Raw genomic sequence first — 22,732 nt, 5'->3', positions numbered from 1 at the left:
TCTTTTTATGTTTGATACTTTCTTTTTCTAATACTAACCAAGACTAAGAAAGCCAAAAAGGCCATGCCCGCACTGCTGAGGAATACGAGTTGAAAGTTTTCTGCCTTATTGGCATACAAAAAGCCTGAAACGATCGCTCCAATACCGATTCCTGCTTCCAAAAATATATACATGGTCGCTAAAGCCCTACCTCGATAAGCATCCAAGGAAAGATCCACCACCCAGGCAGCCGTGGTAGGACTATACATCCCAACTGCAGACCCAAACAATACCCCCGCAATCATCAGCATGGCTTTCGTTTCTGCAAATGCAATTGTCATCATTGCCATAATCATAAAAATACTGGCTACTCTTAGAACAGGAATTCTTCCATATCGGTCTGAGTTTCTTCCAGCTATCAATCTTATCCCTAAAGAGGAGAGTGTAAATACAGCAAAGAAAAGTCCTTTGTTTTTGATTCCTAAATGCTCCGAGAGATCTGGAATTATGGTAAGCACCACTCCAAAAGAAAAAACAGACAAGAAAAGTATCGCTGACGGCATCAATACCCGCTTTTCTATGATTTCGTCTTTTTTAAGTTTGAATAAATTCAATTTGAGAGGCTCTTTGTTTGGAAGCGTTTCTTTCAGCTTTAATAGAATTAGAATGGAAAAGATTGCAGTAAAGGCAGAAGCATAGAAAAGAATTTCCAACTCCCAAATACTTGCAATCCAACCACCTATGGCCGGGCCTGCAGCCATGCCCAAAGAACCAAAAAGGGATTGAATTCCCATTGCTTCTCCACGTTTTTGGAAAGGAACAATATCGGCTACATAGGCAGAAGTGCCGGTGGGAGTAAATCCAGCTGAGAATCCATGTGCAAATCGCAGGAATAAAAACCCGCCGACAAAACTTAAAATTGGATACAATAAGCCCACAATAAAGCATACTGAAGCACCAAAAATCATCACAGGTATTCTTCCGATTTTATCTGCAAGCTTACCGGAAAAAGGTCTGGAAAGACCAGCAGATAAGGTGAATAATGAGATGATCAAACCTTTGTAATCCTCACCTCCCAATGAACTTAGGTAGGAGGGAAGCTCAGGAATAATCATATTGAAAGAAGAAAAAAACAAAAAGGAGCTCAGGCAGAGCAGGAAAAAATCCAGACTGAAAAAGGATGGGAAGATTTTCATGAAGTTTGGATTGAAAAGGAACAGGGCCGAAAATAAAATCGGCCCTGTAATTATTCTTTGTTTGCTTCTTCTTCGCTTTGAGCGAGTAGAAAGGCTTTCATAAATTCATTCAAGCCCCCGTCCAATACATGCTGGGTATCAGAGGTTTCAAAACCTGTCCGATTGTCCTTTACTAGTTTATATGGATGCAGGACATAGTTTCGGATTTGGGAACCAAAATCTACCCGAAGTTTGGAAGATTCTATCTTCGCGATCTCAGCATTCCGTTTTTCCAGCTCCATTTGATAAAGCCTGGATTTCAACATCTGCATGGCTTTTTCCCGGTTGGCAAGCTGTGATCTTTCCACCTGGCATACCACAACAATTCCGGTTGGCTTGTGTGTCAATTGGACTTTGGTTTCCACCTTGTTCACATTTTGACCACCTGCACCTCCGGATCGGGAAGTATGGAGTTCAATATCGGCAGGGTTGATATCGATTTCAATGCTATCATCCACTTCAGGATAGGCATAAACTGAGGCAAATGAAGTATGTCTTCTTCCTCCTGAGTCAAAAGGGGATATCCTTACCAGTCGGTGAACACCTGTTTCAGATTTCAGGAATCCATATGCTAAAGGACCCTCGAACTCCAAAGTGGCAGATTTGATACCTGCAACTTCACCTGGCTGAACGTCTACCTCTTTTACCTTGTAGCCATTCTTTTCACCCCACATGATGTACATTCTCATTAGGATGGAAGCCCAGTCATTACTTTCAGTTCCTCCCGCTCCAGGGTTGATTTCCAGCACTGCATTCAGCTGATCTTCCTCTGAGGAGAGCATCTTTTTGAGTTCAAGATCTTCTACAGCTGTTTTGGCTTTTTGGTATTCAGTTTTGATTTCTTCTTCGCTGACTTCATCAGCTGAATAGAATTCATACAATACCTCCAAGTCCTGAATAATCTGCTCCAGATCTTCAAATGATGAAGTCCAGCCTTTTCTAACCTGGATTTGTTTCATCGTTTTTTCAGCCTCTTCCGGATTATTCCAAAAATCAGGCTGGGCAGATACTGCCTCTAAATCTTCTATTTCTGCTTTCTTCCGATCGTAGTCAAAGATACCTCCTTAAAGCCGAGGTGCGAGCTTTCAAGTCTTTCAGTTGGTCCGAAGTCATGATTTTAAAGTTGAAAATTGAGCTGCAAAAGTCTGAAAAAAAATCCGTTTTTACTAAGTAAAAACAAAATCAATCCGGTAATCTCATTTGGATAATCTGAATTCGATTTCGCCCTTGATTTTTGAATGTTTTGTACCGAATAGGTAAAAGTGCTAAACCTGTTCCAGTTAAAATACCTCCAATCACTCCGACGCCCCTATCAATGGAAAACTCCCCAGTTTGGTAAATGGAATTTATACTCTCGACCCCCAGTAAGATTACACCTGATCCTAAAACTAGGGCATTCATGTTTCTTAGGGTAGAGTTTCTGGGATCTTTTCTTCTGATATCAATTTCCAAGATATCATCAGGAGAAAGTATATTCTCACTCAAATAGATATAATTGTCATTGAGATCTTTGATCACATCTGTGATGTAATATCCTAGCTTCGCACTTTTGTAGGTGATCGGTTCACCTATATAAAATCGGATTTGGGTTTTGGTATTACTGCCTCTTTTCAAGAGTAAAAAATCTTTGGATTGAGCATAACTTGAAAAACTCAAGATTGTCAAAAAGATCGTAAAAATAAGTAAGTTGATTGCTTTCATGTACAGCGGTTAAGTTAGTCTTAAAAAATTCTATACGAAAGAGAAAGAAAAAAAGCTGTTGAATTTTCAACAGCTTTTGGTTTTTATGTAGAAAGGATTTTTGCAACCCTGAAATCATCTTCATCCACTGATTTGTCATCTACGATCGCCTTTTTAATAGGAGTGTATACAACTTTATGATTGATTAGCCCTGCCATCACATCATATTTACCTTGTAATAGACCCTCTACAGCAGCTACTCCTAGTTTAGATGCCAATAATCTATCATAAGAACTTGGAGCTCCGCCTCGCTGCAAATGGCCAAGGATAGTTACTTTGATATCGTAATAAGGAAGATGTTTCTTTACCTTTTCAGCTATTTCAGCAGCACCACCACTTTTTCCGCCTTCTGCTACAATGACAATGTTGGATGATTTTTTTGCTTTAGTTCTAATTTTAAGTTTTTCTACCAAATCCTCAATTGGCATTTTCTTTTCAGGGATCAGAATTGCTGCCGCTGCAGAACCAATTCCCGCATTGATTGCAATAAAACCTGCATCTCTACCCATCACTTCCACAAAGAAAAGTCTGTCATGGGAAGTAGCGGTATCCCTGATTTTATCAATCGCTTCGATGGCAGTATTGCAGGCAGTATCAAACCCAATCGTGACATCAGTTCCAGATAGGTCATTATCGATAGTTCCTGGTAAACCTACGGCAGGAATTCCAAACTCTTTATAAAACAAATGGGCTCCTGTAAGTGAACCATCACCACCAATCACTACCAAAGCATCAATGCCATGACTTTTAAGGTTATCATAGGCTTTTTTTCTTCCTTCAGGTGTTCTAAATTCTTCACTTCTTGCAGATTTTAGAAATGTACCGCCTCTTTCAAGAACGTGAGCGATGTTTTTTGAATCTAATTTTTTGATATCATTTTGGATGAGGCCTTCATAGCCTCGATAGATACCATACATTTCCAGATTATAGTAAAATCCTGCCCGGACGGCTGCTCTGATAGCAGCATTCATACCAGGAGAATCCCCTCCGGAAGTAAGTACACCGATTTTACGGATAGTTTTAGGTTCCATTATAAGGTTTGAGTTAAGGCTTTAAACATTAATTCGGCAGATGCTGGATTGGTAGCTAGTGGGATATTGTGAACATCACAGATTCTCATCAGCATTTGCACATCCGGCTCATGGGGGTGTTTGTCCAAAGGATCTCTGAAAAACACAACCATGTCAAGCTCTTTCTGTGCAGCCATAGCGGCAATTTGTGCATCACCTCCAATTGGGCCGGATAATAATTTCTGAACCTCAAAACCAGCTTTCTCGATATGCGACCCAGTTGTGCCTGTTGCAACAAGCTGAACATCTACTCTTTGTAGGTTATTCTTAAAGCCGCTTAAAAAATGAACCATGTCGGCTTTTTTTCCATCATGGGCAATCAATGCAATTTTCATGAAATCTGGTTTAATAGGTTGGTGCCAAAGTTAGGAAAAAATCCTTTTTTTAAGCTTTTGATGGTTTGATTTCAGGTTTATTTTTCAATAAGCAGAAGATAATTTGGAACTAATCAACCTTTCTTAGGAATCATATTTTCCAGTTTGAAAAGGAAGGCATATTCCAAGGCGATTTCTTTCAAAGCATTAAATCGCCCGGAAGCTCCTCCATGTCCCGCTTCCATATTGGTGTGTAAGAGCAAAAGGTTTTGATCTGATTTTAGTTCCCTGAGTTTTGCTACCCATTTGGTCGGCTCCCAATATTGAACCTGAGAATCATGCAAGCCTGAAGTTACCAAGAGATTTGGATAGGATTTAGTTTCTACATTATCATAAGGAGAATACGAAAGCATGTAATCATAATAATCTTTCTCTTTCGGATTTCCCCATTCTTTAAATTCACCTGTTGTCAATGGAATAGTTTCATCCAGCATTGTAGTCACCACATCTACAAATGGAACAGCTGCAATTGCTCCATTGAAAAGCTCTGGACTCATATTGATTACTGCACCCATCAAAAGTCCTCCTGCACTTCCTCCCATTGCGTAAAGATGGGCTGAGCTGGTATATTTTTCTTTGATTAGATGATTGGCGCAGGCAATAAAGTCTAGAAATGTGTTCTTCTTCTTTAGCAATTTCCCATCCTCGTACCAATGTCTTCCTAAATCTTCTCCCCCTCTAATATGGGCGATAGCATAGACAAAGCCTCTATCTAATAAGCTCAATCTGCTGCTTGAAAAATAAGCATCCATGCTAAAACCATAAGAGCCATAGGCATATAAAAGGAGAGGGTTATTTCCATCAGGTTTAAATAGAGACTTCTTGTAAACCAGAGAAATTGGGATCATTACTCCATCTTCGGCTTTTGCCCAAATCTTAGCGGATTGATAGTCACTCTCCTGATAGCCTCCGACAACCTCTTGTTGCTTTAATAAGGTTCTTTTCCTCGTGACCATGTGGTATTCAAAAGTTGAAGCTGGAGAAACCAAAGAATTATATCCAAACCGAAGAATCTCTGTTTTGAATTCGGGATTATTTCCTATCCAAGCTGTGTAGGTTTCTTCTTCAAATTCCAGTTCATGACCAGCACTTCCATCCCAGGGTTTGATGAATATTCTGGTCAACCCATTACTTCTTTCCTGGGAGACAAAGAAGCTTTCAAATAAATCAAAGTCTTCTATTAATACCTGGTCCCGATGGGGAATGAAGTCTTCCCAATGTTCCAAAGAAGGGTTTGAAATTGGAGCTTTGACCACTTTAAAGTTTTGAGCTTGATGATTGGTTCTAATCCAAAAATGCTCTTCATAATGATCGACTGCATACTCCAAATGAGGAACTCTACTTTGGATCAAGTTCCATTTTCCGTTTGGATTTTTTGCTTCTAAATACCTGATTTCCGAAGAAATGGTGCTTTCAGAATGAATGAATAGATAGTATTGGGACTTTGACTTGTGAATATGACAAGTAAATTCTTCATCTAATTCTTCAAAAACTAACTCAGAGTTCTCAGGCTTAGTACCAAGTTCATAACGATATATTTGATTAGACCTCAGCGTATCAGGATCCTGTTTGGCATAAAATAAAGTGTAATGGTCTGTTGCCCAGGCCATGTTTCCTGTTATTTGTTCGATTTTTTCGGCTAGGATTTCTCCGGTTTCAAGATTTTTGAAATGAATGGTATAGATCCTTCTTCCAACCTCATCTACCGGAAAGGCCAACATTTTTTGATCAGAACTGACTGCGATACCGGCTACATGGAAATAGGTTTTGCCTTCAGCCAGTTCATTGACATCTAGGATGATTTCTTCCTGATTTTCAAGGCTATCTTTTTTTCTACAATAAATCGGATATTCACCTCCTTGACGATATCTTACATACCAATAAAACCCAGATTTGAAATAGGGTACACTTTCATCATCTTCCTTAATCCTGCCTTTCATTTCATCAAAAAGATCCTTCTGAAACTCTTCAGTATCTTTCATAACCTCTTTCAGATAGGCATTTTCATCTTTTAGGTATTGAATGACTTCCGGGTTTTCCCGATCTCTCATCCAGTAATAATTATCAATCCTTCTGTGTCCGTGCGCTTCTAAAATTTCGGGCTTCTTATGGGCTTTCGGTGATTTCATCAAATTTCGATTTAGGCTGCAAGTTTACTAAAAAGGCTTGAGGAGGACCTGATTTTGAAATTAAATGCATTTTTTTAGGTATAAAAAATCACAAAAATGTGATGAGCTATTGTTTCATTCAATATTTATTAAAATATTCATGGAAGTATTAATCAACCATCAACCTTTCACCTATGGGAATGTTAAAAGAATTTAAAGAATTCGCTGTCAAGGGCAATGTTGTCGATTTGGCCGTAGCGGTAATAATTGGAGGAGCTTTTGGCAAAATTGTGTCTTCTTTTGTGAATGACATAATCATGCCTCCATTGGGGCTACTTTTAGGAGGCGTAGATTTTAAGGATCTCGCTGTAGTGCTGAAAGAAGCTGAAATGGATGCCGCCGGAGAAGTTGCAGTTGCAGCTGTTACTTTAAACTACGGGATGTTTATCCAAAACGTAGTGGATTTCGTAATCATCGCTTTCGTGATTTTTCTTGCTATCAAAGGCATGAACAACATGAAAAAGAAAAAGGAGAAAAAAGAAGAAGCTGCTCCACCTCCAGCGCCACCAAAATCCGAAGTTCTTTTGGAAGAAATTCGGGATTTGCTTAAGAAACAGTAAAAATCAAACGGCTCTCATTTTTGGGAGCCGTTTTTTTATTGTTGGATTCTACCTCTTTGCCTCTGATAAAGCATTCTGGTAAAATCTCTTGAAATTCCATTCAACTTGAGAATTTGTTCATAGCTAATGACTGAGGCTACTTCCTTCACAAACCTTTCTTCATCATCAATCATTTGCCTTTGTATCGCAAATCTTTTGGCAATCATTTCTTTAGCCTGAGAATCTGAAATAGAATTCGCTTCTCTTCGAGGATTTAGCTCTGCAAGTTTTCGAAGGTTTGCCTCTCTTTGATTTGAATATTGATTGTATAAAGGCCAGAATTTTTGGGCTTGTTCCGGACTTAGGTCTAATCTTGTAGAAATAAAGGCGATTTTGGCATCCTCTAATTTTTGTCTGTCAAATTGCTGACCCGGCCTTTGAGCATATGCCTGCAAAGAAAAGAGAAAGAGGTAAATGCCTATCCATAGGGTTTTTCTCATAATTCATATAAATTTTGATCTTCAGTATCCCACAGTTCATCCACAACAGGGAATTCCTCCTCGATGATTCCTTCCAATAATTCATCAGGATTATCACTCATGGATAAAATGTCTTCCGCAGTCCAGTAATTTGCGTCAATGTACAGATTGACTTGATTGTCCAAAACTAGATATTCATCGGTTTTGGATTGGGGAAGAAAGGTGTAAATCCCGACTGACAATGCTATAATAGCAACTGCAGCCCATTTGATCCATGAATAATCAGTTTTGGATTGCACACGTGCCATGATTTGATCAGGCAAGTCTTCAAAGTAGCCTTTTGGCTCTTTAAATGGCTGAATAGGAGGGATAACTGACATATCGTTGGTTAGACTTAATTTAGTGCTTCAGGTTTATTGATTACTGATAATTTCTTCAATTTTTTTGACTGCATGATGATAACTGGCCTTTAAAGCACCCACACTGGTACCTGTAATGGCCGAAATTTCATCATAACTGAGGTCTTCTTGGTATTTCAAATGAAAAACAAGACGCTGCTTTTCAGGTAATTTTAGCAATGTTTTTTGGAGCTTGAGTTGAATCTCATCACCGTTTAAGCCAGAAGAATGATCCAGATAAGACTCCATTTTTTCTTGATGATCATCCAGCGAAAATAAATAGCGTTTCTTTTTCTTCTCCAAAAAACTCAAGGCTTCATTGGTCGCAATTCGATACAACCAAGTAAACAAACCTGATTTCGACTCGAATTTATGGATATGATGATAAGCTTTGATAAAGGTATTTTGGGTGAGATCATCGGCATCCTCATGGATGATAACCAATCTTCTAATGACATGGTATACCCTTTTTTGGTAGACTTGGATCAATTGTCTGAACCCCATCTCCTTGCTATGAGGGTTTTGAATTAGATTCAGAATTTCTTGATCACTAATTTGCATTGCTGCTTGGTTAGACCTGAAATGATGGGCAAGGTTTATTTCTTTCTTTCAAAATTTTAAAATATTTGAAATCCCAATACAGAATCCAGGCTTTTCAAGCCCAAAATCAAGGTAATGATCCATATAAAAATTGCCAGTGAATTGATCCACTTTGAGTTTTTATATTCTTTCATCCAAACTTGTTGATTTGCAATCCATATTAGCCAGGCACTGATTAATGGCAAGAGAACTCCATTTGCAATTTGTGCCAGAGAAATTAATGCCACAGGTCTAATTCCAAATGACGAAAATACCAATCCTGCTCCTACAATTATCAGAAAAGATACTCTCATACTTTGTGATTTATTTTCCTGACTCCAATTCATAATTCCGCAAATCACCAAAGCACCTGCGAGCGGAGCCGTAATCGAAGAAGTCAGACCAGCGGCCAACAATCCAAATCCCATCAAATAAGTGCCTGATTTTCCGAAAACTGTTTCTAAACCGGAAGCTACGTCCTGAGCCGAATTAATAGACTCGCTCGTATTGAATGTGCCTACTATCAAAATCGCCATAGAAACCAATCCTCCCAATAAAACGGATAGAATAATATCCCTTCGCATAAGCTTGATTCCGCTTGGATTTTTCCATTTTGCTTTGGCCAAACTTGCATAAAGGAACAGGTTGTAGGGAACCACGGTAGTTCCGATTAAGGCAACCAAGCTTGGGACTTCTTCATTCTTCAAAGATGGCCAGAATCCTGCAAGAACTTCCGACCAATCCGGTTTTACTAATATTGCGGTGCTGATAAATGCCAAAGACATCAATACCACTAGAGCGATTAAAGTCTTTTCTAAGGTTTTAGAATTTCCTGACCAGAGTATCAAAAGAGCGATTGATCCTAAAAGAAAGTTACCGGAGTCAAGAGAAAATGGACCAAAAGAGAATATTGGAGCTTTCCAAAATGCTCCAAGACCAAGATTTGCGCCCGTAATATTACCCGATTCATAGGCGATATTTCCAATAACTATAGCTGTTAGAACAAGAATGATTTGTACTATTTTGAATAGAGCAGAGCCCTTTTGGGATCTGATGATTTGACTTAGATCCTTACCAGATACTAAGCCTATCCTTCCGCTCATTTCTTGTAAAATAACTGTTGCTAAAACGGAAAGGCCCATTGCCCAGATGAGGGAAAACCCAAAATTGTATCCAGCCAAAGTGCAAACAGTGACCGTTCCGGGGCCAATAAATGCCGCTGCGATGATGGGACCGGGGCCAATGCCGCTAAGTAGTTTTTTTAGACTCAACTGACTTCTTTTTTTGCCAAAATAGCTTTTTGGGAAGACTTTTTGTTAGAATTATGGTTATTCTTTTGGCTTAAAGAAATTCTTATGATCTGGATGCGACGTGTCTTTAAAATTTTGCTGGGAATACTTCTTTCCTTGGTGTTTTTCCTATTGCTTCTTTTTCGCAACGATATATCAGAAGAAAAGATCATCAACAAATATAGCTATCCTGAATCTCATTTTATCGAAGTAGATGGGGTTAATCTGCATGTTAGATTTATGGGAAAAGGAGATCCGGTATTTTTGATTCACGGGAGTTTTTCTTCCTTACATACTTGGGATGATTGGCAAAGAGAAATGAGCCCTTATTTTATGACCATTTCGGTGGATTTACCGGGACATGGTTTGACTGGGCCTGATGAACTCCAACGTTATTCAATTGAAGATTATGGTCAGTTTATATTGAGGTTGGCTGAGAAGCTTTCTATCAACCGCTTTCACCTAGCGGGAAATTCCATGGGTGGAGCAGTGGCTTTACAAGTTGCAAGCACTCGGCCGGATCAAGTTCTCTCTTTAAATTTAATTGACTCTTCAGGTGCTCCAAAACCTGTAAAAAGGAGTTTGGAATCCTCCTCAGAATCTAGTGCTAGAGGAGGTGGAGCTTGGGTTTTTCAACTGTTGGAAAATCCTCTTTTTTCAAAAGTGCTTCTAAAATGTACTCCGAAATTTCTCTTTTCAATGAACATGAGAGAGGTCTATGGTGATCAGGAAAAAATCAAGTCAGGCACGGTAGATCGTTATTTTGAATTGATGCTAAGAGATGGGAATAGACAGGCAACCTTGGATAGACTTTCTGGGCCCAAACAATCCTCTATTGATTTCAATAGGTTGACTATGCCCACTCTCATAATGTGGGGAGACAGAGATTCTTGGATTCCTATTTCTCAGGCATATTCCTTGGAAAAAGCAATACCAGGAAGTAAAGTCATAGTTTTCGAAGGAGTGGGCCATGTGCCCATGGAAGAGATACCGACAGAATCTGTCGCAAAATACCTTGCCTTTCTAGGGGTCGAGATCAGGAAGGATTATCTTGATGGTCCCAAATTGATGACTTATGCAAATTGAATTTATTTTAGGACTCATATTTTTTGTACAACTGATTTTTCTGATTCTTTATCTATTGGACAAAAGGAAAAATCTTAATTCAGAGTTACTTCAATCCCAAATTTCTGAACTTAGAAATGAGCTCGATAATGGTTTGGCTTTAGCCAGAAAAGAAAGTAGAGAGAATTTACAGTCCCAATTTCAGCTGGTTTTCACTTCGCTAAGAAATCATGCTCAGGATCAAAAAGGGGAGCTCAAAACCTTTGGAGAATTATTTAGGCAAAATGTTCAGGATTTTAATTCAGTTCAAAGGGAGAAGTTTGGTGAATTGAATAGAAGACAGGATGAATTGATGAAATCTACCGAATTGAGATTGGAAAAGATTCGGGAAACGGTAGACGAGAAACTGCAAAAGACCCTAGAGGCTAGGCTTGGTCAATCTTTTGAAATGGTCAGTAGGCAGCTACAGGCTGTTCAAAAAGGCCTAGGAGAGATGCAAAGTCTAGCCAATGGAGTAGGAGATCTCAAGCGGGTTTTAAGCAATGTTAAAAGCCGTGGAGTTTTGGGTGAATATCAATTACAGGCCATTTTAGAAAATCAATTGGCACCTGATCAATACTTAAGCAATGCCGAAGTTGGAAAAGGAACGCGAGAAAGGGTGGAATTTGCCGTCAAAATGCCTGGTCAGGATCATCCGGTATTATTACCAATAGATTCTAAATTCCCACAAGAATCCTACTTGAGATTGGTGGATGCTTATGATACAGTTAACAAAACAGAGATTGATATCAATCGAGCTGAGTTGATTAAAGCAGTAAAAAAAGCAGCTTCAGATATTCAGATAAAATATATTCATCCTCCCTACACCACAGATTTCGCGATTTTATTTCTTCCCGTAGAAAGCTTGTATGCGGAAATTCTCCGGGAACCAGGTCTAGCGCAAGCAATTCAACTGGAATATAAGGTACTGGTAACTGGCCCAACCACACTTTCAGCTATCTTGAATAGTTTACAGATGGGCTTCAGAACTTTAGCTATTCAAAAAAGGAGCTCTGAGGTTTGGCAGATATTGGGAGCAATTAAAACTGAATTCGGAAAATTCGGCGAGCTGATAGAGAAAACACAGAAAAAGCTGAATGAAGCAAACTCTGAATTAGATAAGTTGGTGGGAGTCAGAACAAGAGCTATTCAGAGAAAATTGAAAGATGTACAGGAACTTCCAAGTGCAGAGAGTGAAAAGCTCTTGGATGAGTAGTTAAAATTGAAAAAAAATGAATTTTTAACTACCTGCTTTGTTACCTTAGCCTATTAGCACAAAAGAATTGGTTTAAATACTGATAACCATTAAGAAAGGTATTACTTTTGTGCCTGTTTTTATCACCAGAACAATTTCTATGGGGATGCACATTGTAATTGCCGGTGCGGGGGATATGGGTTATCACCTGGCTGAGCAATTAAGTTATGACAACAAAGACATCACGCTAATCGATACTGAGCGAGAAGTCTTGGATTATGTTTCATCCAAATTGGACGTCCTAACCGTATTGGGAGACGCCACTTCAATTGAGATTTTACAGAGGGCGAATGTGACCAATGCCAGCATGGTATTGGCAGTTACTACTTCTGAAAAAACCAATATTGTTGCGGCTGTTCTTGCAAAACAGCTAGGAGCCAAGCGTGTGATGGCCAGGGTAAGAAATCACTCTTACCTCAATCCTGAAAATGTCAATTATTTTCAAAATCTAGGAATCGATAACCTGATCTCTCCGACTATGCTCTGTAGTAGAGAGATTTTCAATATGATTCAAAATTCTTCTTTCACCGAAGTTTTTGACTTTGGAGGAGGAAAATTAAATATCGTTGGGGTTACCTTGGATCAATTTAATCCTTTGGTCAATCAAAGGATTATGGATATGAAGACCAACCCAATCTTTGAGGATATTCGCATCATTGCGATTTTAAGAGACCAAAAGACTATAATTCCAAGAGGATCCACAATTATCCGAAATAGTGATCACGTGTTCTTTATTTCTAATAAAAAGCACACTGAGAGTATTTTGGAATTGATCGGTCAGGAGAAAAGAGAGGTGAAAAATATCATGATCATCGGAGGCGATGACATGGCTCTAACTACTGCCCTCAAGCTTGAAAATCATTTCAGGGTAACCTTGGTCAATAAAGATAAGGAGAGATGTAAGTGGCTTGCAGAAAACCTTCCTAACACATTGATTATCAATGGTGATTACAAGAATATAGAGCTTTTAATTGAAGAGGGTTTAGAGCAGATGGATGCTTTTTTGGCACTTACTGAATCTTCAGAGACGAATATTATTACCAGTTTGTCAGCTAAGAATCACGGTGTGTATAAAACCATCGCACACGTGGATACAAGGGAGTATATTCATATTTCACATAGTATTGGGGTGGATTCCTTAATCAATAAAAAATTGGTTGCGGCCAATGAAATTTCCAGGTATTTGAAAAAAGGAACTGTAGAAGCTGTATCCGGAATCTATGGTGTAGACGCGGAATTTATTCAATACTCTGTCTGCAAAAATAATCGCCTGACTAAAAATGCCCTGAAAGATCTTCACTTTCCTGATACTGCTATCGTAGCCGGGGTTATCCGTGGAGAGGAAGTTTTTATTCCTGATGGAGATTTCCAGCTTCAGTTAAATGACAAGGCTATTGTATTGGCACTTCCACAAGCCAAAGGTTCCTTGGACAAACTTTTCCATTAATCTATGATTCATTTTAAGGAAATAGCAAAAATCATGGGAGCCCTCTTGGTGCTCATCTCGATTTTGATGCTTCCTGCAGCGGGGTGGTCAATTTATTTTGGAGAAGACCCTTGGCCAATTTTGGTTGCAATGTGTATTTCAGCCCTTTTTGGCGCATTTTTCTTTTCTTCCTTTTCCAAGCAGGATCAAAATATCCGAAAAAGAGAGGGCTATTTGATTGTGGCTCTTTCTTGGGTTTTTATGACGCTGTTTGGAATGTTGCCCTTTATTTTAAGCGCCGAAATCACCTCTTTTCACGATGCTCTATTTGAGACCATGTCGGGTCTTACCACAACAGGTGCCAGTATTTTGACAGATATAGAGGCAATGCCTAAAGGTCTTCTTTTCTGGAGAAGTATGACGCAATGGATTGGTGGTTTGGGAATTATTGTCTTGACGGTTGCAATTTTCCCACTTTTGGGAATTGGTGGGATTGAACTCTTTGTTGCCGAGTCACCGGGGCCAACTTCTGATAAAGTGCATCCTAGGATTTCCGAAACTGCCAAGAGATTATGGTATGTCTACGTGGGATTGACATTATTAGCAACCCTTCTTTATTGGGTCGGTGGAATGACTTTTTATGATGCCATCAACCATGCCTTGACGACCTTGGCTACGGGTGGATTCTCTACCAAAAATGCCTCAATGGCTTATTATGATTCGGCTTTTATTCAATATGTAGCTATTGTCTTCATGTTTTTGGCCGGAACCAACTTTACCATCATTTATTTTGGATTGATAGGTAAATTCAGAAGAGTATTAAGAAGCGATGAGTTTAAAACTTACGCTTTTGCTTTGCTGGGGATATCTGTGATATTATTCTACCCGATTTTCGCAAAAGGAGGGGTAGACTATGAATTGGCTTTTAGAAAATCCCTTTTCCAAGTGGTCTCTCTGGTAACTACAACTGGATATGTCACTGACGACTATACCCAATACGGACAGGGAATGAGCTTTATTTTCTTCATGCTTCTGTTTTTGGGGGGTTCAGCAGGATCAACAGCCGGTGGGATCAAGTTCGTACGTCACCTGACTTTTATTAAAAATTCCTGGTTGGAGTTTAAAAGGCTGGTTCATCCAAGGGCGATCGTACCATTGATGATCAATGGTGACCGGGTAACTGGAAGGATCATTACCCATATTATGAACTTCCTTTTGATTTACCTTTTGACTTTTGTCATTGGGGCATTGGTACTCTCTCTGATGGGCTATGATTTACCAACTTCTCTGGGTGCCGTGGCTACCTGTTTGGGTAATGTTGGCCCAGCCATTGGAGAAGTAGGACCTGTTGACAACTTCGCTTTTTTCAGCGGATCCGCTAAAATATTCCTTTCCTTTATCATGCTTCTGGGAAGATTGGAATTATTCACCATTCTGATCTTATTCACTCCATTCTTCTGGAGAGCGAACTAATCAAAAACAGTAAACTGAGCTTGTATTTTGGCAATTCTATCTTCCAGACTTTCTGAAGAAATGGTTGTTCTGCTCAATCTATCCACCATGATAGGAAAAGCGAATGGGGTAAATTGAACTGGGTGTTTGACCACGATCTTCAATCGATTGATCTTTTTTAATGCATTAATCAACTTATCCCTATCCATCTGCTGATTGATAGCTTCTTCATGTGCTTGCTTCAACAATAGGTTGTCTGGATCATATTGCTCAAAAACCTGAAAAAGTAAGCTGGAATTGGCCTGAATGTGCTTGAATGTGGTGGGTTTCCCGGGGTATCCTTGAAAAACCAATCCTGCAATACTGGCAATTTCTCTGAATTTTCTCCGGGACATTTCACTTTCATTCACACAGTGGAGAATATCCTCTTTGATATTTTTTAGGCTGAATACATCTTCTTCCAAAATTTCTTCAATAGGAATTGGCATGTCTGAAAGAAGCTCAAAGCCATAATCATTCATCGCCATATTGAAAGTGACTGGATAGCTTGCTGAAACTCTATAGGCAATCAAAGCACTCATCAATTCATGCATCATTCTACCTTCAAAAGGGTAGAAAAAAATGTGATATCCCTGCTTGCTTTGATGAGACTCTATCAAGAAGGTGCTTTGATCCGGTACAATGGAAAGCTTGCTCTGAAGATCCAAAATTGGTAAAACCTGCTTGACTTCTTCTGACTTATGAATGCCATTATTATACTCTGAAAGTATTTGGAGAATTTTATCTGACAGCATGGAAGAAAGTGACATTCTTGCACCCATCCAGCTTACCACGTTATTGGTTTTTTTCTCACTGACTTTGACTATGGCACTTAGGTCTCGAATTTGAAGAAGCTCTAATGATCGACCTGCAAAAAAGAATCTATCCCCAATTTTCATCTTTGAAATGAAGTACTCTTCCACTGTGCCCAAGTAGGTTCCATTTTTGAACTTCACTTTCATCATTGCTTCCGAAACAATGGTTCCCATAGAAAGCCTATGTTTCATTGCTATTCGTTTGTTTTTGACTTTGTATAGCCCACCCTCATCTTGACTGACTTTGAGAAAATCCTCATAGCTTCCCAGAGAATTTCCTCCCTTTGTGATGAAATCCATAGCCCAGTCCATTTCCTCTTTGCTTAAATTGGAAAAAGAGTAGGTCCGTTTAACGATAGGATAGATTTTTTCCGGTGCAAATCCTTCGCCTACTGCCAGTGTGACCAAAAATTGAATGAGGACATCATAGGGTAGGATAGGAGCAAATTGAGACTCTATGGCTTCATTTTCCATGGCATCCCTTAAAGCTGCTGCTTCAATTAACTCTAGAGAATTGGTAGGGACGAAATAAACTTCAGAGGGAACACCCGGTTGATGTCCAGCTCTTCCGGCTCTTTGCATAAAGCGCGCAACACCTTTAGGACTTCCTATTTGGATGACTTTGTCAACTGGTCTAAAATCTACTCCGAGGTCCAAACTTGAGGTGCAGACCACTAGTTTTAATTTTCCTTCGTGCAAAGCTTCTTCTACCCAAGATCGGACAGACATGTCCAAAGAGCCATGATGCATGGCGATCCAGCCTGCCCATTCAGGTTTGGCTTCCAAAATTTTTTGATACCAAATTTCCGTCTGAGATCGTGTATTGGTAAAAAGTAAGAGGGATTTTCCTGATTCTATGATTGGAATTATTTTGTCCAGCATCCTAATTCCCAAATGTCCAGACCAAGGATATTTTTCGATTTCATCTGGAAAAACTGATTCTAGTCGGATTTCTTTTATTACCTCAGCTTTGACAATATTTATGGGAAGGTCTTTTCCTAAAAGCGCTTTGGCAGCTTCCTCCAAATTACCAATGGTAGCAGATATAGCCCATCTTTTGAAAATGTTCGGGCAGATTGCCTGTATGTACTCTAAAGCAAGCTGAACCTGAACCCCTCGCTTATTTCCAACCAACTCATGCCATTCATCAACCACTACAGTTTGCACCGTTTGAAAGAGTTTATGATGATCTTTTTGGGCGATTAATATATGGAGTGTTTCAGGAGTTGTGATTAAGACTTCGGGAGGCCTTCTTTTCAATGCAGCTCTGGTTTTGGCATCAGTATCTCCATTTCTGACTGCCACTTGCCAAGGTAAACCAATAGCCTCGCAAACCTCTTCCATAGCCTTTTGTATGTCTTTCGCCAAGGCTCTAAGGGGAGTGACCCAGATAAGTTGAAGTCCATTTTTTTTGCTGTTCTGCCAATCGTTGGGATGCTGTTGGATAAATTCCAGAATTACCGGAAACCATAAAGCAAAAGTTTTTCCTGATCCCGTTGGGGCATTTAATAGACCTGATTTTCCATCTAAATAGTCTTTCCAAGCATGAAGCTGAAAAGGAAAGGCTGTCCAACCTTTAGACTTGAAGTAATTTAAGGCAACCTGAAAACGCTTATCCTCCATACAGTTTTAAAAGATCTTTCAAGTCTTGAAGTGTATTTGCCTCTTCTTTAGGCTTATCTTTTCTCCATCTTAAGATACGGGGAAATCTCAAGGCTATACCGCTTTTGTGTCTTGGGCTTGACTGAATTCCTTCAAATGCAATTTCAAATACAAGTTCTGCTTTCACTGTTCTTACAGGACCAAACCTTTCTCGAGTGTTTTTTTTGACAAATTGATCTACTTCCCGCATTTCGGAATCGGTAAGTCCAGAGTATGCTTTTGCAAAAGGAACTAGATTTTCTCCTTCCCAAACCGCAAAGGTATAATCACTGTATAAGTCAGCCCGCCTTCCGTGTCCCTTTTGGGCATAAATCATGACTCCATCAATCGTCAAAGGATCGATTTTCCATTTCCACCAATTCCCCCGTTTTCTACCTGTCTCATAGGGAGAATCTTTATGTTTCAGCATCAGGCCTTCTGCTAAATTAGCTCTAGAATTTTCTCTGATTTTGGCATATTCATCCCAATTTTCAGCTAGAAGTGGACTGGATATTTCCAATCTTGGATGTTTAGTCTTCCGGACGACTTCTTCCAAAATTTGTCTCCTTTTTTTCAAAGGATAGTCTCTGAAATCCTCACCTTCAAACTCCAATAAATCATATGCCAATAGGCTCACAGGGGCATCTTTCAGTATTTTTTTACTAATGGATTTTCTTCCAATCCTTGTTTGCAAAATACCAAAGGGTAGGGGCTTTCCTTCATCGAAAGCCAAAATCTCTCCATCCAATACCAAACCGTCAGGCAAGGAACTTCCTAAGTCAATAAGCTCAGGGAACTTTTCATTGACAAGTTCTTCTCCTCTGCTCCAGATGAAGGTTTCTTGGTTTCTCCTTATCAATTGTCCTCTAATTCCATCCCATTTCCATTCAACTTGCCATTCTTCTGTATGCCCTAGCTCTTCTGGTATCTTTTCTAAAGGATGGGCTAAGAAAAAAGGGTAAGGTTTGCTTAAGTCTTTTTCTGCTTCTGTTTGGTCAAAAAGCTGATCAAAGGTTAAAGTTTCAGGATCCCAATTTCCCATCAATGCATAGGCAATGTCTGCTTTTTCCCGTTTTAGAAAATTAGCAAGGGCCTGAGTGATTAAATTTTGGCTGACACCAATTCTGAATCCTCCTGTGATAATTTTATTGAATACAAAGCGCTCCATTCGGTCCAGTTCGCTCCATGCATTCAGAATGAAATCTTTCTTTTGTTCGTCGGATTTTTCCTTTAAAGCTATCAACTGATTGATCCAATCACTGAGTTGATAGCTCGACTTGGAAGTGGGTAGAGGTAGCAAGAGAGAAATGGTTTCTGCCAAATCTCCTACTGTGTGATATGATTCTTCAAAGAGCCATTCTGGAATTTCTGCCATCTCCATACACCACTCTCGTAATTGTCGGGTATTCACTTGCCTTTTCGGTCTTCTATGAGTGAAAAGGGCGATTGCCCAGACTTTATCTTTTGAGGAAGATGTTTCAAAAAAATGTTGCAAAGCCTCCAGCTTATCTTTGGTTTTGTTGGTTTGATCCAACTTAGTGATTAGCTCTGCAAAGTTTTTCATTCAAATGGATAATGAGTAAGAGTATTTAAATTGAAATCTTAACTTAATGGACTTCTTGCCGTTTACCAATTTGAAAACAAGCTATTCATGAAAAAGTTAATTTTTGCGCTACTTTCCGGGTTAATTTTCATATCCTGCACTGACTCATTTGAATCAAATAAATACACCGGCAAGCAGGTTGAATATTCTTTATTCAAAGCCTCAGATTTTGATTTTTCAGGAACTGCGACCGTCAGGGAATTGATCGGAGGGAATTTGGAGATGAGTATTGATCTGGAAGGCTCCAGAGGTGATGCAAGTGTGAGTTACCCGGCTCATCTGCATTTTGGGAATATCAATACCCCACAAGCCACAATAGCATTTATGCTCAAGCCGGTAAATGCAGCATCCCTAAAATCAGTGACTGTATTGGAGCAAATGACCAACGGAAATCGATTACTGTTCAATGAACTATTAGGATTTGAAGGGCATATCAAAGTTCATCTAGCTGCCGATGGACCTGATTACAATACGATTTTGGTTGCTGGAAATATTGGAAAAGCTGCGAATGCTTCCAATTTTGATCCGTCTCAAATGGTGATCTGCGGGAAGGATTATTAGAATAAAAAAAGGCCTAATTTTTCATCAGGCCTAATTTTTTTTAATTTAATACTAGTGGGAAAGTGATGTCTAAATCGGTTTCTCCACCTGCCATCACAAAATTTTCAAAGTTTGGATTATTAGCTCCTGGATAGTTTTTATCCAAATCGTGTCTCAAGACAATTCTCATTTGAGCATTGTTGAAACCTGGAGAAGATGCTACTGTAACGATACCTCTTACACCGATTAGTTCTCCGCTCTCATCATCATAGACATAAGTGAGTGGTGCGGAAGATCCCACGAAAGCTGATCCCAAGAAATAAAACTGATGCTCATCAGCTTCCTCTAAAATCTCTTCTGTAATATCCTCGTTTTCGATAGCATTGAATACTTCAATGTCTAAACGGTAGGTTTTACCTTTCATAAGGCTTACAGTCTGCACTACAGGAGAAGCTCCTACTTCAATTCCTTCTGGGTCAGAAGCTGTGAAACTGATTGTTGTACCAACAGGATTACCAGAAGCATCAAGCTCTGTAAAGTTTAAAGTTACATCAGTGATTACTTCTCCGTCATTCTCTACAACCGGCTCTTCAGGTTCACAGGCTGTGAATACGAATAAACTTACGATCAGTGCGTAAAAAGGAAGTTTTTGGATAGTTTTCATTGTGTTTATATAAATTAAAATTGGTAATTGATTTTCAAAAGGATGTTTCTTCCGATATCATCAGTGAAGTATCGAAATCTGTTCATGTACTCTTTATAGCTGGTATTGAAGATATTTTGAACCTGTAGCCCAAGATTCAATTTGTTTTGTCCAATTGGCAATTGTCTTAAATATCCAAAGTTGAATAGAGCATAAGCATCAGGAGCAGGAGCCAAATCAAAATCAGGCTCTCGATTTTGTCGCGCAACCAACTGATTACTGATAGTGAATTTGTGTGTCTTTTTTTCCTGACCTAGCTTATATGAAAGTCCCCAATCCATTCTGTCCGAAGGAATAAATGGAAAGAAATTGTTTTCGTCTGTATTTTTTGCTCTAATGATGGAACCTTTGACGTAAGCATTGAAATTGGAGGTGAATTCATAGCTTCCAGAAAAATCAAATCCATAAAACAGCGCATTTGCCTGCAGGTACTCATAAACATTGAAAGTACCTCTCAAACTCACAAAAGTATCTCCTGTGGGATTGAGGTAAATGTAATTTGAAATCCTGTTAGCGTAGGCGGTCAATTCAAAGGTTGATTTATTGGAAGTAAACTCAAGTGAGTTTACCCATTTAAGGGATTTTTCTGAGTTTAATTCTTGATCACCTATTTCCACAGCAGCTGCCCCATGGTGCAAGCCTTGGGAAAATAACTCGTTGATATTCGGTGGTCTCCAAGCAGAGCCCAAATTGGTAGAAAAAGTAAGGCTTGGGGATAATTGGTAATAAGCACCTAGAAAAGCTGTGAAATTGCTGTAGTTCAGGTCCACTTCCTCCAGCTCATTATTGACGAATCGTGCTGTAGAGACATCTCTAAAATCAAACCTAATACCGCCTTCAATTTCCAAAGGTCCTTTGGAATATTTTTCAATTCCATAGAAACCCATGTTAAGCATTTGATAATTCGGAATTAGGGGAGTTACTCCAGTTCCTGGAATGTTGCTGTTTGCCTGTTGAATAATATTCAACCCCCAAGTACCGCTAAACTCATTTGGGTGGGTATGGTCTACGAATAAGTCAAGAGTATTGGTGAATAGCTCCAAATCCAAACTGGCTCGTTCATTTAAATCTCCTCTTCTTCTATCAAATTCCTGTCTTTGGTTGAGCTGAAAACCATATTGAAGATTTGCTTTCCAGTTGGAGTTGATATGATAATGAGACTTGATTTTACCTAAATGATGGGCAACTTTTTGCTTTGGATTTAGAATATCATAGGTGAAACCCACATTGGAAAAAGGCCTTCCATTGGCAATAATTTCCTGTAAATCAGTCAAATTTCCAGTATGGGAATCTCTCAAAATCCCCAATTCGGTATTGAAAAAACTATAATAAATCTCTGCTCCTAATTTTGGACTAGTATATCCAAGTGCACCAGAAAAGTTGATTTCATTCAGCCCGGTATTTGCCTGATAGTAATCCGGACTTTGAATATTACCTGCCCTTTTTACCGATCCTTGAACTCTGTAGCCCAGGCCTTTGATGCTTTTGAATCCATCTTGGTGAGTAACAGAAATATTCCCCATTCTACCATTACTTGCGCCTAAAACATATAGATCTGTCTTGCTTTCACTTTTGGTAGGGATTTCAGCAGGGCTTACTAAAATCACTCCACCCATAGCCTCCGGCCCAAAGCGAACTGTCTCAGCACCTTTTATTACTGTAATTTCATCTGCCAAAAAAGGATCAATCTCAGGGGCATGCTCAGCTCCCCATTGTTGTCCTTCAAGTCGGATTCCATTATTCAGAATCATGATTCTATTGGAGTGCAGACCATGAATCACTGGCTTTGCTATGCTATTTCCCGTGGAAAAAGTAGTGACACCAGCAACTCTTTTGAGGCTTTCTCCTAAGTTTTCTCCTCTGGATTCTAATAATTGCTCACCATATAGAGCAGTTACCGCTGTAGTCGTTTGAACGGCATCTCTATGTCCATGAATTTCAACCCCAGAAAGAGCGAAGGACTCTTCTTCCATTCGAAATGTTTTATTGAATGAATTGGATGCCAAGTCTATTTTTTCCTGAATTTCCTTATGACCCAAAAACTGGATTTTCAAATTGAATGCACCCTGACAAAGATTTCTTATGAGAAAGTTGCCGTCTAGATCAGTCACCACACCTTGCTTGGTTTCTTCCAGCCACACGTAAGCTCCCGGGATGGGTTGGTTATTTTCTAAATGAATCACCTTACCCCGAATAGACAGGTTGCAGTTCTGGGCTTTAGAAGGAAAAGCCAGAATTAGGGTTGTCAGAAATACAGTAATGTAGGGTATCAGTTTCTTCACGCCACAAAAATAAAGTGCTTTG

At 39.3% G+C, this 22,732-nt stretch carries 20 protein-coding genes; 6 read left to right on the top strand and 14 right to left on the bottom strand.

All coding sequences use genetic code 11. The features are described from left to right. Positions 1-5: 5 nt before the first annotated feature. From B2906_RS05675 to B2906_RS05650, 6 genes are all read right to left on the bottom strand, one after another. The gene (locus tag B2906_RS05675; protein ID WP_219959030.1) at positions 6-1,175 is read right to left on the bottom strand and encodes an MFS transporter; all 1,170 of its coding nucleotides are present in this window, start codon (positions 1,173-1,175) and stop codon (positions 6-8) included. A gap of 50 nt (positions 1,176-1,225) precedes the next feature. After that, positions 1,226-2,327, bottom strand: a protein-coding gene (prfB, locus tag B2906_RS05670) for a peptide chain release factor 2 (RefSeq protein WP_139217432.1) whose coding sequence is annotated in 2 segments (ribosomal slippage) — positions 1,226-2,266 and positions 2,268-2,327 — 1,101 coding nt in all. Because the reading frame shifts where the segments join, the coding sequence is not laid out codon by codon here. A gap of 69 nt (positions 2,328-2,396) precedes the next feature. After that, a complete protein-coding gene (locus B2906_RS05665; protein WP_219959029.1) occupies positions 2,397-2,915 on the bottom strand; it encodes a hypothetical protein in 519 nt (172 codons plus the stop codon). Between the two features lie 83 nt (positions 2,916-2,998). Further along, the gene (gene pfkA, locus B2906_RS05660) at positions 2,999-3,985 is read right to left on the bottom strand and encodes a 6-phosphofructokinase (RefSeq protein ID WP_219959028.1); all 987 of its coding nucleotides are present in this window, start codon (positions 3,983-3,985) and stop codon (positions 2,999-3,001) included. Beyond that, on the bottom strand, positions 3,985-4,359 hold the full coding sequence (locus B2906_RS05655) for a methylglyoxal synthase (RefSeq protein ID WP_091650278.1): 375 nt from the start codon (positions 4,357-4,359) through the stop codon (positions 3,985-3,987). Before B2906_RS05655 ends, pfkA begins: the two co-directional genes overlap by 1 nt. A 113-nt stretch (positions 4,360-4,472) precedes the next feature. Beyond that, the gene (locus B2906_RS05650) at positions 4,473-6,527 is read right to left on the bottom strand and encodes a S9 family peptidase (RefSeq protein WP_219959027.1); all 2,055 of its coding nucleotides are present in this window, start codon (positions 6,525-6,527) and stop codon (positions 4,473-4,475) included. A gap of 173 nt (positions 6,528-6,700) precedes the next feature. Between B2906_RS05650 and mscL the strand changes: the two genes are divergently transcribed. Next, positions 6,701-7,126 (top strand): large-conductance mechanosensitive channel protein MscL, encoded by a 426-nt coding sequence (gene mscL, locus B2906_RS05645; RefSeq protein ID WP_219959026.1) that lies wholly within the window; start codon positions 6,701-6,703, stop codon positions 7,124-7,126. A 35-nt stretch (positions 7,127-7,161) separates the two neighbouring features. On the opposite strand, the gene B2906_RS05640 is transcribed toward mscL, so the two are convergent. From B2906_RS05640 to B2906_RS05625, 4 genes are read right to left on the bottom strand one after another with little or no spacing between them, the layout of a single operon-like run. Next, entirely contained in the window at positions 7,162-7,605 is a 444-nt protein-coding gene (locus tag B2906_RS05640; RefSeq protein WP_219959025.1) for a Spy/CpxP family protein refolding chaperone, read from the bottom strand. Continuing rightward, positions 7,602-7,964, bottom strand: a complete 363-nt coding sequence (locus tag B2906_RS05635; RefSeq protein WP_219959024.1) for a hypothetical protein — start codon at positions 7,962-7,964, stop codon at positions 7,602-7,604. Before B2906_RS05635 ends, B2906_RS05640 begins: the two co-directional genes overlap by 4 nt. Positions 7,965-7,997: 33 nt before the next feature. After that, the gene (locus tag B2906_RS05630; protein ID WP_219959023.1) at positions 7,998-8,543 is read right to left on the bottom strand and encodes an RNA polymerase sigma factor; all 546 of its coding nucleotides are present in this window, start codon (positions 8,541-8,543) and stop codon (positions 7,998-8,000) included. A gap of 56 nt (positions 8,544-8,599) precedes the next feature. Further along, complete coding sequence (locus tag B2906_RS05625) at positions 8,600-9,832, bottom strand: Nramp family divalent metal transporter (RefSeq protein WP_219959022.1); 1,233 nt, start codon at positions 9,830-9,832, stop codon at positions 8,600-8,602. A 93-nt stretch (positions 9,833-9,925) separates the two neighbouring features. On the opposite strand from B2906_RS05625, the gene B2906_RS05620 reads away from it, so the two are divergent. The 4 genes from B2906_RS05620 (at position 9,926) to B2906_RS05605 (ending at position 15,108) form a co-directional block, all read left to right on the top strand. Continuing rightward, positions 9,926-10,936 (top strand): alpha/beta fold hydrolase, encoded by a 1,011-nt coding sequence (locus B2906_RS05620; RefSeq protein ID WP_286935861.1) that lies wholly within the window; start codon positions 9,926-9,928, stop codon positions 10,934-10,936. Next, positions 10,926-12,170, top strand: a complete 1,245-nt coding sequence (locus B2906_RS05615) for a DNA recombination protein RmuC (RefSeq protein WP_219959021.1) — start codon at positions 10,926-10,928, stop codon at positions 12,168-12,170. The genes B2906_RS05620 and B2906_RS05615 overlap by 11 nt, the downstream gene beginning before the upstream one ends. A 139-nt stretch (positions 12,171-12,309) precedes the next feature. Then, positions 12,310-13,656 (top strand): Trk system potassium transporter TrkA, encoded by a 1,347-nt coding sequence (gene trkA, locus B2906_RS05610; RefSeq protein WP_091650315.1) that lies wholly within the window; start codon positions 12,310-12,312, stop codon positions 13,654-13,656. A gap of 3 nt (positions 13,657-13,659) precedes the next feature. Further along, positions 13,660-15,108, top strand: coding sequence for a TrkH family potassium uptake protein (locus B2906_RS05605; RefSeq protein WP_219959020.1), 1,449 nt, complete (start codon positions 13,660-13,662; stop codon positions 15,106-15,108). Here B2906_RS05605 and B2906_RS05600 read toward each other — a convergent pair. Beyond that, positions 15,105-17,564 carry a ligase-associated DNA damage response DEXH box helicase gene (locus tag B2906_RS05600; protein WP_286935860.1) on the bottom strand — a complete coding sequence of 820 codons (2,460 nt, stop codon included), beginning with the start codon at positions 17,562-17,564 and terminating at the stop codon, positions 15,105-15,107. The two genes, B2906_RS05605 and B2906_RS05600, sit on opposite strands and share 4 nt — an antisense overlap. Beyond that, complete coding sequence (locus tag B2906_RS05595) at positions 17,554-19,146, bottom strand: ATP-dependent DNA ligase (RefSeq protein ID WP_286935859.1); 1,593 nt, start codon at positions 19,144-19,146, stop codon at positions 17,554-17,556. The genes B2906_RS05600 and B2906_RS05595 overlap by 11 nt, the downstream gene beginning before the upstream one ends. 87 nt (positions 19,147-19,233) lie before the next feature. Here B2906_RS05595 and B2906_RS05590 point away from each other — a divergent pair, with 87 nt between their 5' ends. Next, the gene (locus B2906_RS05590) at positions 19,234-19,746 is read left to right on the top strand and encodes a hypothetical protein (protein WP_219959017.1); all 513 of its coding nucleotides are present in this window, start codon (positions 19,234-19,236) and stop codon (positions 19,744-19,746) included. A gap of 40 nt (positions 19,747-19,786) precedes the next feature. Here B2906_RS05590 and B2906_RS05585 read toward each other — a convergent pair whose 3' ends face one another. Further along, positions 19,787-20,389 (bottom strand): hypothetical protein, encoded by a 603-nt coding sequence (locus B2906_RS05585; RefSeq protein ID WP_219959016.1) that lies wholly within the window; start codon positions 20,387-20,389, stop codon positions 19,787-19,789. Between the two features lie 14 nt (positions 20,390-20,403). Next, the gene (locus B2906_RS05580) at positions 20,404-22,710 is read right to left on the bottom strand and encodes a TonB-dependent receptor (protein ID WP_255590624.1); all 2,307 of its coding nucleotides are present in this window, start codon (positions 22,708-22,710) and stop codon (positions 20,404-20,406) included. Positions 22,711-22,732: the final 22 nt, after the last annotated feature.

This window comes from Algoriphagus sp. UBA3586, assembly GCF_002376385.1.
GTDB classification, from domain to species: domain Bacteria; phylum Bacteroidota; class Bacteroidia; order Cytophagales; family Cyclobacteriaceae; genus Algoriphagus; species Algoriphagus ornithinivorans.
Note: the sequence above shows the minus strand (reverse complement) of the source record. Positions and strands in the feature narration are given on the sequence as shown.

Excerpts from the sequence above, each read along its gene's own strand:
- B2906_RS05585 (WP_219959016.1), bottom strand. The coding sequence starts at position 20,389 with ATGAAAACTATCCAAAAACTTCCTTTTTACGCACTGATCGTAAGTTTA.
- B2906_RS05590 (WP_219959017.1), top strand. The coding sequence starts at position 19,234 with ATGAAAAAGTTAATTTTTGCGCTACTTTCCGGGTTAATTTTCATATCC.
- B2906_RS05600 (WP_286935860.1), bottom strand. The coding sequence starts at position 17,564 with ATGGAGGATAAGCGTTTTCAGGTTGCCTTAAATTACTTCAAGTCTAAA.
- pfkA (WP_219959028.1), bottom strand. The coding sequence starts at position 3,985 with ATGGAACCTAAAACTATCCGTAAAATCGGTGTACTTACTTCCGGAGGG.
- mscL (WP_219959026.1), top strand. The coding sequence starts at position 6,701 with ATGGGAATGTTAAAAGAATTTAAAGAATTCGCTGTCAAGGGCAATGTT.
- trkA (WP_091650315.1), top strand. The coding sequence starts at position 12,310 with ATGGGGATGCACATTGTAATTGCCGGTGCGGGGGATATGGGTTATCAC.
- B2906_RS05640 (WP_219959025.1), bottom strand. The coding sequence starts at position 7,605 with ATGAGAAAAACCCTATGGATAGGCATTTACCTCTTTCTCTTTTCTTTG.
- B2906_RS05650 (WP_219959027.1), bottom strand. The coding sequence starts at position 6,527 with ATGAAATCACCGAAAGCCCATAAGAAGCCCGAAATTTTAGAAGCGCAC.
- B2906_RS05605 (WP_219959020.1), top strand. The coding sequence starts at position 13,660 with ATGATTCATTTTAAGGAAATAGCAAAAATCATGGGAGCCCTCTTGGTG.
- B2906_RS05630 (WP_219959023.1), bottom strand. The coding sequence starts at position 8,543 with ATGCAAATTAGTGATCAAGAAATTCTGAATCTAATTCAAAACCCTCAT.
- B2906_RS05620 (WP_286935861.1), top strand. The coding sequence starts at position 9,926 with ATGCGACGTGTCTTTAAAATTTTGCTGGGAATACTTCTTTCCTTGGTG.
- B2906_RS05635 (WP_219959024.1), bottom strand. The coding sequence starts at position 7,964 with ATGTCAGTTATCCCTCCTATTCAGCCATTTAAAGAGCCAAAAGGCTAC.
- B2906_RS05615 (WP_219959021.1), top strand. The coding sequence starts at position 10,926 with ATGCAAATTGAATTTATTTTAGGACTCATATTTTTTGTACAACTGATT.
- B2906_RS05655 (WP_091650278.1), bottom strand. The coding sequence starts at position 4,359 with ATGAAAATTGCATTGATTGCCCATGATGGAAAAAAAGCCGACATGGTT.
- B2906_RS05675 (WP_219959030.1), bottom strand. The coding sequence starts at position 1,175 with ATGAAAATCTTCCCATCCTTTTTCAGTCTGGATTTTTTCCTGCTCTGC.
- B2906_RS05665 (WP_219959029.1), bottom strand. The coding sequence starts at position 2,915 with ATGAAAGCAATCAACTTACTTATTTTTACGATCTTTTTGACAATCTTG.
- B2906_RS05595 (WP_286935859.1), bottom strand. The coding sequence starts at position 19,146 with ATGAAAAACTTTGCAGAGCTAATCACTAAGTTGGATCAAACCAACAAA.